12 protein-coding genes are annotated in these 12415 nt (G+C 67.3%); 9 read left to right on the forward strand and 3 right to left on the reverse strand.

Annotation, left to right across the window (positions count from 1 at the left end):
- The 3 genes from AC1DU4_RS20545 to AC1DU4_RS20555 form a co-directional block, all read right to left on the reverse strand.
- A partial coding sequence (locus tag AC1DU4_RS20545; protein ID WP_477842946.1) for a PPE domain-containing protein occupies positions 1-1130 on the reverse strand: 1130 nt, incomplete at its 3' end.
- Positions 1131-1154: 24 nt separating this feature from the next.
- Positions 1155-1463: a PE family protein gene (locus AC1DU4_RS20550; protein ID WP_477842948.1), complete on the reverse strand. Its 309-nt coding sequence runs from the start codon at positions 1461-1463 to the stop codon at positions 1155-1157.
- A gap of 311 nt (positions 1464-1774) precedes the next feature.
- On the reverse strand, positions 1775-3073 hold the full coding sequence (locus AC1DU4_RS20555; protein ID WP_477842950.1) for an MFS transporter: 1299 nt from the start codon (positions 3071-3073) through the stop codon (positions 1775-1777).
- Positions 3074-3758: 685 nt separating this feature from the next.
- Here AC1DU4_RS20555 and AC1DU4_RS20560 point away from each other — a divergent pair.
- From AC1DU4_RS20560 to AC1DU4_RS20600, 9 genes are all read left to right on the forward strand, one after another.
- Positions 3759-5186 carry an aromatic ring-hydroxylating oxygenase subunit alpha gene (locus tag AC1DU4_RS20560; RefSeq protein WP_477842952.1) on the forward strand — a complete coding sequence of 476 codons (1428 nt, stop codon included), beginning with the start codon at positions 3759-3761 and terminating at the stop codon, positions 5184-5186.
- A gap of 2 nt (positions 5187-5188) precedes the next feature.
- Positions 5189-5776: a 3-phenylpropionate/cinnamic acid dioxygenase subunit beta gene (locus tag AC1DU4_RS20565; protein WP_477842954.1), complete on the forward strand. Its 588-nt coding sequence runs from the start codon at positions 5189-5191 to the stop codon at positions 5774-5776.
- The gene (locus AC1DU4_RS20570; RefSeq protein WP_477842956.1) at positions 5773-6084 is read left to right on the forward strand and encodes a hypothetical protein; all 312 of its coding nucleotides are present in this window, start codon (positions 5773-5775) and stop codon (positions 6082-6084) included. Before AC1DU4_RS20565 ends, AC1DU4_RS20570 begins: the two co-directional genes overlap by 4 nt.
- Positions 6081-6863 (forward strand): 3-(cis-5,6-dihydroxycyclohexa-1,3-dien-1-yl)propanoate dehydrogenase, encoded by a 783-nt coding sequence (gene hcaB / locus AC1DU4_RS20575; protein ID WP_477842958.1) that lies wholly within the window; start codon positions 6081-6083, stop codon positions 6861-6863. Before AC1DU4_RS20570 ends, hcaB begins: the two co-directional genes overlap by 4 nt.
- Before the next feature lie 40 nt (positions 6864-6903).
- Positions 6904-7101 (forward strand): ferredoxin, encoded by a 198-nt coding sequence (locus AC1DU4_RS20580; RefSeq protein ID WP_031940479.1) that lies wholly within the window; start codon positions 6904-6906, stop codon positions 7099-7101.
- Complete coding sequence (locus AC1DU4_RS20585; RefSeq protein ID WP_477842960.1) at positions 7098-8300, forward strand: NAD(P)/FAD-dependent oxidoreductase; 1203 nt, start codon at positions 7098-7100, stop codon at positions 8298-8300. Before AC1DU4_RS20580 ends, AC1DU4_RS20585 begins: the two co-directional genes overlap by 4 nt.
- On the forward strand, positions 8297-9022 hold the full coding sequence (gene phtC, locus AC1DU4_RS20590) for a 3,4-dihydroxyphthalate decarboxylase (RefSeq protein ID WP_477842962.1): 726 nt from the start codon (positions 8297-8299) through the stop codon (positions 9020-9022). The genes AC1DU4_RS20585 and phtC overlap by 4 nt, the downstream gene beginning before the upstream one ends.
- 348 nt (positions 9023-9370) lie before the next feature.
- Positions 9371-10579 carry an ABC transporter substrate-binding protein gene (locus AC1DU4_RS20595; RefSeq protein WP_477842964.1) on the forward strand — a complete coding sequence of 403 codons (1209 nt, stop codon included), beginning with the start codon at positions 9371-9373 and terminating at the stop codon, positions 10577-10579.
- A 546-nt stretch (positions 10580-11125) separates the two neighbouring features.
- Positions 11126-12376, forward strand: coding sequence for an ABC transporter substrate-binding protein (locus AC1DU4_RS20600; RefSeq protein ID WP_477842966.1), 1251 nt, complete (start codon positions 11126-11128; stop codon positions 12374-12376).
- The last annotated feature ends 39 nt before the right edge of the window (positions 12377-12415 follow it).

A 12415-nucleotide genomic window follows, 5' to 3' on the forward strand; every position in this document is an offset into this window, starting at 1 on the left:
CCGCGCCCCGACGCCGCGGCCGCGTCGGCGCGCGACTGGTCCGGGCGCAAYGCGTCGGGGAGGGGCGTCGTTCCGGCGCCGGGGGCATGGCCGGTGCCCCCGCCGGCCGCCCCGCCGCCGAGCTGGCTGCTGCCCCCGGCCGATGCCGCGCCTCCGGAGTATCCCGACCCGTCGGCATCGACTGCGGTGCCGGAAATACCTGCGCTGCCGGAGTATCCACGTCCGCTGAACCCGACCGCCCGGGTTGCCGTCGATCCCGGTCCGCCGTGGCCGCCACGAGGGCCGCCCTCGCCGCGCGCACCGGTGACGTGCCCACCGGTGCCCTCGCCACGACCGGTGGCGCCGGGACCGGGTCCGACGACGCCGCCGGTGAGGGCGGAGACCGCGTTCGGTGCGAGGGACGTGGCGGTGGAGGCCGCGGCGCCCAGGCCGGAACCCGCGATCGAGCCGGCCTGCGACGCCGCGCCGACCACGGCCGGGTTCTGTGCCAGCGCGGCCGCCACCGCGGCGCCGGCCGGGGTGGTCCGGAAGTCGTCGAACGCACTGCCGGCGGTCGCCGCCGCGGGTCCGTCGCCGCCGGCGTCCCGTGGCCCGTTCGCCAACGGTGGTGGGGGAGTGAAGGGCTGGGGCGACGCTGCCGCCGTCGACGCGGCCTCGTACGCCTCCATCACCAGCCCGGCCCGCACATCCATGGCCCGGTCCGCGGCCTCCGCGGCGGCGCCAGCGCCGACCAGCGGCCCGCCGACGGTGTGCGCCAACACCTTTGCGGTCTTCACCGCCGCGATCTCGGCGATGCTGGGCATCGCGAGCCGGGCGACGGTGTGGGCGGTGGCCTCGGCGCCGGCCTTGCCCGCGGTGACGGCGGCCAGTGCGCCCGCCTCCTGCGTCCACGCGTGGAACGGCACCAGCTTCGCCAGCGCGGCGTCGGCGGCGAGGCCCTCCCATCCGACGCCCAGCTCGGCCACCACCCTGGTCATCGTCAGGGTCGCGTCGGTCAGGGCGGCGGACAGTGCCGTCCAGGCGGCGCTCGCGGCGGTCAGCGCGACCGGGCCGACGCCGGCGTTGAGCGCGGTCGAGTTCACGGTGGCACCACGCGGCAGCCAGACCACGCCGGTGAATCCCAGGGTCATGTCGGTGTCTCCTCGGGTCGGTGCTCAGGCGCCCGCGTCGAGCGCGGTGCCGAAGGAGTGGTCGAGGTCCGTGTATTCGGCGGCGTGCCCGCGCAGGGTGGCCGCGGCGGTGACCAGTTCGGCGATCCCCGTCGACGCGGCGGGCAGGAAGCTGTCCGCGACCGAGTTGAAGGCCGCGGCGGCCATGGTGGAGACCTCCTCGCTGCCGGCGGGCGCGAGGTGCAGGGCGGCGGCGTTGGCGTCGAGCGCGGACCGCAGACGTTGCGCGAGGGCCTCGAGTTGGGCGGCGGCGGAGTTCAGCGCGTCGGGTGAGACATACACGTGGCCTGGCATGGTCTCGGCCTCCTGGGGCTCGCGGAAAGGGTCCGTCAGGAGATTGGACGCGCTGCGCCGCGGCGCGGTTCCACGGGAGACACTGTCGGATTCAGACCGGAACGCCCACGCTCTGTACAGGGCTGGAAATGGATGAAGGGCACCTTCGGATCGTCAGATCGTCCGAAGGTGCCCCTCCTTCCGGGCATGGAACTTCTTGAACTCGGCGGCGATGTCGCTGCCGATCGGGTGCTACATGATGAAGCCGCAGCCGCTGTGCGACTGCACTTTGCGTTCCACGACCCGCTTCGGCAGCCCGGTGGCCGTGATGATCAGCCGCGGATGGCGCGGCGGTCGCGGTCCGGATCCGCAAGCATCAGGACCCCGACGGCGGCGACGGCGGCGAGGACGCCGATTACCTGGAACGCCAAGCTGTATCCGGCGGCTGGAGTAGCGGCACGGTCAACGATGACGCCAGTGGCATAGGGCGCAACGAGTCCGCCGACCGCCATCGTCGCGAGGAACACGCCCATGGTGCCGGCTGTCTGCTGAGGCGGGCACAGTTCGGAGATGGCGGCGTTGAGAAGCGGGAAGGCCATGCTCACGGAGGCATAGCCGATCGACAGGGCTATGACCGTCACGATCGGCACGTCGAAGAGGGGCAGAGCCGCCAGGATGGAACCGCCGATGAGAACACCGACGCACGGAACGATGATCCGTGAGGTTCGGGACCGCCCACCCGCTGCCATCGACCGGTCGGTCAAGGTGCTCGAGACGATCATCAAGACCAGGGCGATCACGGATGGAATCGCGAACATGGACCCAGCCTGCATTGCGCTGTAGCCGAGACCTTTTTCGAAATACGAGGGGAGCCAGGTCAGCACGACGGTAGTCAATGCGTAGACAAAGACGGTCAGCGCGGAGCAGCTCAGGAACGTGCGGGTCAGGAAGATCTTTCGCCACGGAACACTCGGCTCGGCGTTCTCGTCGTCGCCGTGCGACTTCGGCGACTTCCCCGTGTAGGGGCCTTCCTGCCATCCGATCAGCCAACATACCGACCATGCAAGGCCGAGGAAGGTCAACGCGATGACAGCTGTTCTCCAGCCGTAGCTGACTGTGAGATAGGTGAGGACCGGGGCGAGCAGGATCTTCCCGACTGACCCTGATCCCATGAGGAACGCTCCTGGCAGCCCGCGCTTGGCGGGTGGATGCCAGGAGTAGGTCGCTGTGTGCATGAGCGCGGAACTCGGGCCTTCGGCGAGGCCCAAGAGCATACGACCAGCGATGAGGGTGACCAGGCTGGCTGCGACCACCAGGGGCAGCAACACCACCGACCACACCGCGGCCAGGATCAGCAGTGCCCAGCGCAACGTCAGATACTTGTTCAACGGGCCCGCGAGGAAGCCCCCGATCGTGAACGTCAGGAAGAAGAGTGAGCCGACCATGCCGATCTGGGTGGAACTCAGCCCAAGTTCCCGCGCCAGTGGCTGGGCGATGATGCCCAGGATGGCCTTGTCGGCGAAGTTGACGACGTAGAGGAATACGACGAGCCCCGTCATGCTCCAGGCGCGTCGCCGGTTGTCGGCTCGGACTTGGGCAACTATCGGATCAATGGTCTGTTCAGCGGTCATTCGGTCATTCCTTCGGGCTAGCGCTCGGGACCCTCTTGGGCTGAAGTTCATGGATGTGATGCGTCGGCGGTTGCAGTCCTGGCGCGCCTCAACTGTGTTGCAGAACACGTTTCTGCTCACTGGAGGAGATTTATAGCAGAGGGGATGTCTGTCGGCAAGGCTCGACGTTCGCCAAACTGGACCCGGCGATCTGCAGGACGGATTCCTCGGCTCCGGCGTAATCGATCGATCAGATCGCTTGCGCGTTAACGGGTCTCGAGGCGGAAGATCCGAGCCCAGTCCCGGATGCTGCGGTGGATTCGACGCAGTGCGGGGTGCGGTAGAGCGTTCTCGCCGCTGGTTGTCGATCGACGGCCTGACGGCCGGGTCGGCGCGTCTCCGATCGCACGGTCTGCGAACTGGCCACTGGAGGTCGTGGTGGCCCGACGCCTTCGAACGGCCGATTTCGCACCGGTGTCGCGCGTTCACTGTTTCAGCGCCGCCCTCTGTCGGGTGGGGCCTCGAGGCGCTGGATGTTGCTGCTGCGTAGGTGGCCCCCGCGCACAGCCGGCGTCGGGTGCGCGCCCGGGGCTCGGGTCCGACCGGATCCACGCCGCTCGCCGTTGGAAGAGTGGTTGACTCAATCGGAGTCGCGGTGCAGAATCAATTTCTGTAAACCAGAAACTTTCTCTTGAAGTGAGGTCCTATGCGTGATGCGGCCGACGTCCTCGCCAACGTCCGGCGGGGCATGCTCCCCGCCCACATCTACAACGACGCCGAGGTCTTCGAGGCGGAGAAGGAGCGCTTGTTCAGCCGGGCGTGGATGTTCGTCGCCCACGAGTCGGAGCTGCCGCAGATCGGCGACTACGTCGTGCGCCGGGTCATGGACAACTCGTTCATCGTCAGCCGTGACCAGTCCGGCGAGATCCACGCGATGTTCAACATGTGCCTGCACCGCGGCATGCAGGTGTGCCGCGCCGAGCAGGGCAACGCCTCGCACTTCCGCTGCCCGTACCACGGCTGGTCCTACAAGAACGACGGCCGCATCGTCGGCATGCCGTTCCACAAGGAGGCCTACGGCGGCGAGGAAGGCTTCGCACGCAAGGGACAGCGACTGCTGCCCGCGCCCAGCCTGGGCATCTACAACGGGCTGATCTTCGTGTCGATGGACCCGGACGCCGAGCCGCTCGAGGACTTCCTCGGCGACTTCAAGTTCTACCTCGACTACTACACCAAGCAGAGCGCCAGCGGCGTCGAGGTCCGCGGACCGCAGCGCTGGCGAGTCAAGGCGAACTGGAAGATCGGCGCCGAGAACTTCGCCGGCGACATGTACCACACGCCGCAGACCCACACGAGCGTCGTCGAGATCGGCCTGTTCCGCGAACCGAAAGCGGAGAAGCGCAAGGACGGCAACACGTACTGGGCGGGCAAGGGTGGCGGCACCACGTACAAGCTGCCCCCGGGAACCTTCGAAGAGAAGATGAACTACGTCGGCTATCCCGACGAAATGGTCGAGCGCATGAAGGAGCAGTGGTCCCAGGAGCAGGTCGACGTCATCGGACGCGACGGCTTCATGATCTCTGCCGCCTCGGTGTTCCCGAACATCAGCCTGGTCCACAACTGGCCGAAGGTCGCCGAAGGCGACGACGTCCTGCCCTTCATCTCCATCCGTCAGTGGCAGCCCATCAGCGCCGACGAGACCGAGGTCCTGTCCTGGTTCGTCGTCGACAAGGAAGCCCCGGAGGAGTTCAAGAAGCTCTCCTACAAGGCCTACCTGATGTGCTTCGGCTCCAGCGGCATGTTCGAGCAGGACGACGTCGAGAACTGGGTCTCCCTGACCAACACCGCCGGTGGCTCGATGGCCCGCCGTCTGCTGCTCAACGGTCGGATGGGCATGCTGCACGACGACAGCCCAGTGGTGCAGCCCCTGACCGAAGACGAGTTCTGCGGTCCGGGCGTCGCGCACGTCGGCTACGGCGAATACAACCAGCGGCACCTGCTCAACGAGTGGGCCGACTACCTGGAGAAGCCGGCGCCCGTGCCGGCCAACATCCACGTCGGTGCTCCCAATGTCGACGGCGAGTGCAGCAGCGAGACGGCGGCGCAGTGCAGCAGCGAGAAGGTGGAGGCGTAACCATGAGCACCTACATCCCCATCGACTCCGCCAGCTCTCCGCTGGGCCAGGCCGCGTCGACGACGACGGCAGTGGGTCCCTCGCTGGCGTTCGACGATCAGCGGCACCTGACGGCGCACCGCTGGCTCGTGGAGGAGACCTACATCCTCGACCGGCAGGACTACGACGCCTGGCTGGACACCCTCGCCGAGGACATCCACTACTTCATGCCGATCCGCGTCACCACGGCGCTGGGTACCGGCTACGACACGGCCAAGGACATGGCGCACTTCGACGAGGACAAGTACTCGCTGAGCCGCCGCGTCGCGCGCTTCGACACCGGCCACGCCTGGGCAGAGGACCCCCCCTCGCGCCTGCGCCACCACCTGTCCAACGTCCGCACCTTCGCGACCGAGCATGAGAACGAGCTCGTCGTGGAGTCGGCTGTCCTGCTGTTCCGCAGCCGCGGCGACGTGCTGGAGCCCTCGCTGCTCTCGGTCGGGCGCGTCGACCTGCTGCGTCTCGAGGACGACGTCTGGCGGCTCGCCCGCCGGCACATCGCCGCGGACGAGTCCGTGCTGCGCATGCAGAACCTGGCGGTGTTCCTGTGAAGCCCTCCTGGGAGGGCGAGGCGGAGGACGCCGCGGCGGCGGCCCGGGCCAACTCGCGGCTCGGTGCCCTGCAGGACCAGCGCGACGGCGAGACCATCGTCATCGCGAACGAGTTCTCGGACATGCGGATCTCGAAGGTGCACACCCGCAACGGCGTGCGGCTGCTCATCGAGTCGCCGAAGTCCGGTCAGTGGATCACCCTGGACGCGCTCGAGCTGGAGGCCCTGACCTGGCAGAACGAGACGACGCTCTCGGCCATGGTCGGCAAGCCGTTCCAGTCGCTCATCGCCACCGAGGACGCCTCGTGACCGGCTGGCTCGACGGCAAGCGCGCACTGATCGTCGGGGCCGGCTCGGGCATCGGGCGTGGCGTGGTCGACGCCTTCCTTACGGAGGGTGCCAGCGTCGGTGTGCTCGAGCTCGACGCGGCCAAGTGCGAGGCCCTCGCGGCCGAGCACCCCGAGGTCGAGGTCGTGCAGGGCGACGCCACCAAGGCGGCGGCCAACAACGCCGCGGTGTCGGCGGTCGTGGACCGCTTCGGCGGGCTGGACGTCCTGGTCAACTGCGTGGGCATCTTCGACTTCTACCGCAAGCTCGAGAGCATCGACGCCGACATGCTGGACCAGGCGTTCGACGAGATGTTCGCCGTCAACGTCAAGTCGCACCTGCACAGCGTGAAGGCGGCGATACCCGCGCTGCGCGAGTCGGGCGGCTCCATCGTGCTCACCGAGTCGACCTCGGCGTACTACCCGGGCCGCGGCGGCACGCTCTATGTCTCGTCGAAGTTCGCGGTGCGCGGGCTGGTCACCACCCTTGCGTACGAGCTGGCGCCCGACATCCGTGTCAACGGCGTCGCCCCGGGCGGCACCCTGGGGACCGACCTGAGCGGGCTCTCGACGCTGGGCCTGACCGACAACCGGCTCGACGGCCCGGACCGGGCGAAGGAACTCGCGGGCCGCAACCCGCTGGGCGTCGCGCTCGACGGCCTCGACCATGCCTGGAGCTACGTATTCCTCGCCTCCGAACGGTCGCGCGGCATCTCCGGCCGCGTCGTCCACTCGGACGGCGGCATGGGCATCAAAGTCTGAACGCCGTGGTCCGCGCGACCTACTGAAGGAAGGATCCCAAATGGCAATTCTCAAGGCGAACCTCGAACTGTGCCAGGGCTACGCGAACTGCGTGGTCGCGGCGGACGACGTCTACGACATGGACGACGACGGCCTCGTGGTGCTGCTCAAGACCCGCGTGGACGAGTCCGACCGCCAGCGGGTCGAGACCGCGGCGAAGAGCTGCCCGGCCAACGCCCTCTGGCTGGAGGACGAGTGAGCGGCGGGGTTCTCATCGTCGGCGGCTCGGTCGGCGGCATCCGCACGGCCCGCGCGCTGCGCAATGAGGGCTACGCCGGGACCGTGACGGTCGTCGAGGCCGAGTCGCATCTGCCGTACGACAAGCCGCCGCTGTCCAAGGCCCCGCTCGACGGCGACGCACACGTTCCACTGCTCACCGCAGAGGAGGCGCGCGAGCTCGACATCGAGCTTGTATTGGGCAGGGCTGCAGTCGAATTGCGGCCGCAGGCCAATCAGGTGGTGCTGGACGACGGGGTTGTTCTCGGCTACGAGGAGCTGGTCATCGCCACCGGCGCGGCCGCGCGGCCATCGCCGTGGACTGGTCCCGACGTGCACGTGCTCCGAACCATCGCGGACGCCCGCGCGCTGCGCGTGAGCCTGCGGGGCGCGAACAGGCTGCTGGTCGTCGGAGCCGGATTCATCGGTGCCGAGGTGGCCTCGCTCGCCCGTAAGCAGGGCATCGAGGTCACGATCGTCGACCCGGCCCCCACACCCATGGCGCGGGTGGTCGGAGATGAGCTGGGACAACTCTTCTCAGAGCTGCACCGCGCGAACGGGGTGGACACGCGCTTCGGCACGACGGTATCCAGCCTCGAGCGGGTGGACGGTGGCATGCGGGCCGAACTCTCCGACGGCGCGAGGGTCCTCGTGGACGCCGTCGTCGTCGGTATCGGCGCGCTGCTGAACACACGCTGGCTGGAGTCCTCGGGCCTGGCGCTGGACGACGGCGTGGAGTGCGACGAGTACGGCCGCGTGGCCGGCGCCGAGCACATCTTCGCCGTCGGCGACATCGCCCGGTGGTACCAGCCACGGCAGGAGAAGGCGGCCCGAGTCGAGCACTGGACCAACGCGGTGGAGCAGGCGAACTGCGTGGCGCACAACATCTTCGCACCCGATGCCCTCGTCCCGCACGACCCGGTGGCCTACGTCTGGAGCGACCAGTACGACTGGAAGATTCAGCTGTTCGGCACCCGCGACATCACGGGCACCCCGGTCGTCGTGGAGCAGTCGGAGCCCTTCCGGCTTGCCGCGATCTGGCAGGACACGGACGGGCGGGCCAGCGGCGGGTTGACCGTGAACTGGCCTAAGGCCTCGGTCCAGCTGCGGCGCACCATCGCCGCCGGCGGCCCGGCCGACCTGGTCCACGCACAGATCGCCGGCACGGCGGTGCAGGCATGAGGCCCGGGGAACTCGACGAGCTCCGGGTGCTGGTGGCCGAGGGCTGCCGGGTGCTCGCCGCCCGGCAGCTGGCCCCGGGGATCTTGGGGCACATCAGCTTCCGGATCGACGAGTCGCGGATGCTGATCCGCTGTCGGGGTCCGCAGGAGCGCGGGCTGCTGCACACCACCCCCGAGGACATCCGCCTGGTGGGGTTCACCGGTGAGCCGGGTGCTGCCGGCGAACTGGACGGCGGCTACACCGTGCCGTACGAGTTGCCGCTGCACAGCCGGATTCTCATGCGCCGTCCGGATGTCACCTCTGTGGTTCACGCGCACCCGCACAATGTCGTAGCCGCCGATCTCGCGGGGCTGCCCATCCTGCCCATCGTCGGGGCCTACGACATCCCGGGAGCGGTGCTGGCACACGGCGGAGTGCCCGTATTCCCAAGGGCCGCTTTGATTCACAACCCTGCCCTGGGCGACGATGTGGCCGATTCCCTAGGTAATCGGCCGGTGGTGCTCATGCGCGGTCATGGCCTCACGTCCACCGGCGCGTCGGTGCAGGAGGCGGTGCTTCGCGCCATCTCTGTCGACGTGATCGCCTCGCTGTCGTTGTCCATCGTCTCGGCGGGCGGCACGCTGGTGCCGATCGGTGCCGAGGATCTGGCGGACTTGCCGAACCTGGGTGCTGGTCTCAATTTGGGCGCCGCTTGGCGCCACGAGGTGTCCCGGCTCGACTAGGCGCCTCGGGTGGTGTGACGTTGGCCCGTTCGGTATGTCACCGGCAGTTCTTTCTCGGCACCGTTGCCGAATTCAGTTCAGCTTCGTTGCTGATGTGGTCTGCCTGCCCGCGCGGCCCGCTCAGGCGCTCGCAGAAGAAATATCCTCTGCACAAGGAAACTTCTAAGTATCAGCCCAGGTTGAGCGACTGCATCTTGTGCTTATCGATCGCTAGTGAAGTCCTTGACTCGGCGGCCTGTGTCCCTGTTCAATGCTCGGGACCGCCGGTTCGGTGTGGGTCAGGTCACAACCCGAAGGGACGTACTGAAGATGTTGAGGAAAGCTGTTCCAGCCCTCGCAATCGCCTCGATGCTCGCGTTGACCGCTTGCGGTGGGTCGGACGGTGGAGACTCCACAGGTGCGGACGGGGTCAAGGCCGGGAAGGGTGTCAGCGATTCCGAGATCAATCTCGGAATCCTCACCGACTACTCCGGCCCGATCGCCCAGGCGGCAACCTCCGGCTCGATCGGCCTGGAGATCAAGCTGGATCAGGTCAATGCTGCTGGTGGCGTCTGCGGACGCCAGATCGTCCTGCACAAGATGGACACCAAGTTCGATCCCCAGATCACCACTCAGCAGTACCGCGCCATCTCGAACAAGGTTGTGATGATCCCGCAGGTGATGGGCACGGCCCAGCTGATGGCCATCAAGGACAGCATCGCCAAGGACGACATCCTGACCTACTCCGCTTCGCTGAACTCGTCGGCGCTCGAGCTCGAGGATGTCTCCATCTACACCCCGCCCTTCGAGGTGGAACTGGTCAACGGCCTTGTCTGGGCCGCGCAGAAGGCCGGCGCCAGCGCCGCCAACCCGCTCAAGGTCGGCGTCCTTGCGGCCGCGGACGAATACGGCACGTCGTACGCGGACGCGGTCAAGTTCGCCGCCAAGGAGATTCCCGGCGTGGAGGTCGTCTCCAGCCCGACGTACAGCCCCACCGACAATGACTTCACAGCCCAGGCCACCGAGCTGAAGAACTCCGGCGCCCAGGTCGTGTTGCTGGCCAACACGATGGCCCAGACCCCCGGCCTGATCGGCCAGTCCGCCCAGCTCGGTTTCAAGCCGATGTGGGTCGGTTACTCGGGCTCCTGGAACGCTGCGCTGGCCAAGCCGCTCGCGGGTCTGACCGACAACTACTTCATCTCCGCCAGCTACGGCGCCCTGAACGACGACGTCCAGGGCATCAAGGACATGAATGCCGCTCTGGCGCAGTACGCGCCGAACGAGAAGCCGAGCAACTTCCAGGTCGCCGGCTGGCTGAGCGGCGTGGCCACCGTGGCGGTGCTGGAGAAGGCCTGTGAGAACAAGGATCTCACGCGAGAGGGCGTGCTGGCTGCAGTCAAAGACCTCAACATCGATTTCGGTGGCATCCTGCCTGCCGTCAACCTCGGCACCGGCGACTCGGTCGTCAGCTACCAGAGCCGGATGAACAGCATCAACGCCGAGGGCCTGCTGATCCCTACCACCGACTGGGCCGAGACCGATCAGGCTCGCGCCTGGGGCGAGGCAAGCGGTTTCTGACGGTCGGGGACCACACGCCATTCGACCGATCTGATTTGAGTCAATGCTTGGCAAATGCCTCCGGAGGTGCGCGTAGGGGGCGGTCGACGGCCCCCCTCGCCGAGAGGCGGGAGGTTGGCGCCCCGGTTCTCGGGTGCCTCCGGAGGTGTTCGGCATATCTGACCCAGATGTTCTGACCATGTCGTCCGTTGTCCGTCGACCTACCCGCCCGGATTCTCTGGGCGACTGCTCTGCCCCCTCGCGCTGGGGCTGGGTCTGTCGGCGCAGCGCCGGAGATTTCTCTGAGTGGATCCCGGCGCCGGGGCTGAATTGGACGACCGTCCTGTCTGATTTCCGGAACTCTCCCTGCGTGACGAGGACCTGCATGTTTGGCAGAAGATCTTTCTGCACAGAGGATTGTAGACAGATATGTGCAGGTGAAAGCACTACCGTTTGGAGCTTATCGAGCGCTAATCAGGTATTGACGGAAGGGCTGCGGGGCTGTTGAATGCACTGGAGCGCTGATCCGATGTGCGTCACGTCACAGATTCCAAGAGGGGTATTTTGATGGTCTCGATGAAGGCGGTTCCGGTTGTCGCGGTCGCCGCGATGCTCACGCTCACCGCTTGCGGTGGGGCCGACAGCGGCGCCTCCACAGGCGCCGGCGGCGTCAAGATGGGCATCGGTGTGACCGACACCGAGATCAACCTGGCGCTGCTGTCCGACTACTCCGGTCCGCTCGCCCAGGCGGCCACCTCGGCCACGGTGGGCATGCAGGTACAGGTGGACGCAGTTAACGCCGCGGGTGGCGTCTGCGACCGCAAGCTCGTCCTGCACAAGATGGACACCAAGTACGACCCCCAGGTCGCCACGCAGCAGTACCGCGCCATCAACAACAAGGTGGTGATGATGCCGCAGCTGGTTGGAACGCCGGCGATGATGGCCATCAAGGACAACATCGCGAAGGACAACATGCCCACCTTCGCATCCTCGCTCAACACCGCCGCGATCAAGCTCGACAAGGTCTCCATCTACACGCCGCCCTTCGAGGTGGAGCTGATCAACGGCCTCGTCTGGGCCGCCCAGGAGGCCGGTGCCAGCGCCACCAACCCGCTGAAGGTCGCTGTGATCACCCCCGCGGATGAGTACGGCGCGATCTACGCCGACGCCGTCAAGTTCGCCGCGGACAAGATCGACGGAGTGGAGATGGTCGCCAGCCCGGCGTACACCCCGACGGACAACGACTTCACGGCTCAGGTCGCGGACCTGAAGAAGTCCGGCGCTCAGGTGGTGATCCTCGGCAACACGATGGCTCAGACCTCGAGCATCGTCGGCCAGTCGGCGCAGCTTGATTTCAAGCCCAAGTGGGTCGGCTACTCGGCCGCATGGAACGCGGCGCTGGCCAAGCCGCTCGCGGGCCTGCTGGACAACTTCTACGTGTCTGCCAGTTACGGCGTGCTCGCTGACGAGGTCCCGGGCATCGCGGACATGAAGGCGGCCTTGGCGGAGTACGCGCCGAACGAGCAGCCGAGCAACTTTCAGGTCGTCGGCTGGCTCAGCGGCGTGGCAACCCAGGCAGTGCTCGAAAAGGCCTGTGAGAACAAGGACCTCACCCGCGACGGCGTGCTGGCGGCGATGGAAGGCCTCGAGATCGATTTCGGTGGCATCCTGCCTGCCGTGAACCTCGAGGACGGCGACTCGATTGTCAGCTACGAGACACGGGTGAACCGTGTGGATGCCGCCGGGATGATGATCCCGGTCGCAGACTTCAAGGCCACCGACGAGGCGAAGGCCTGGGGCGCCGCGAACGGCTTCTAGCCGAGCGTCGAGGTGCCCGCTTCCCGGGACGGCGGGCGC

Source organism: Rhodococcus sp. P4_F5, assembly GCF_056401315.1.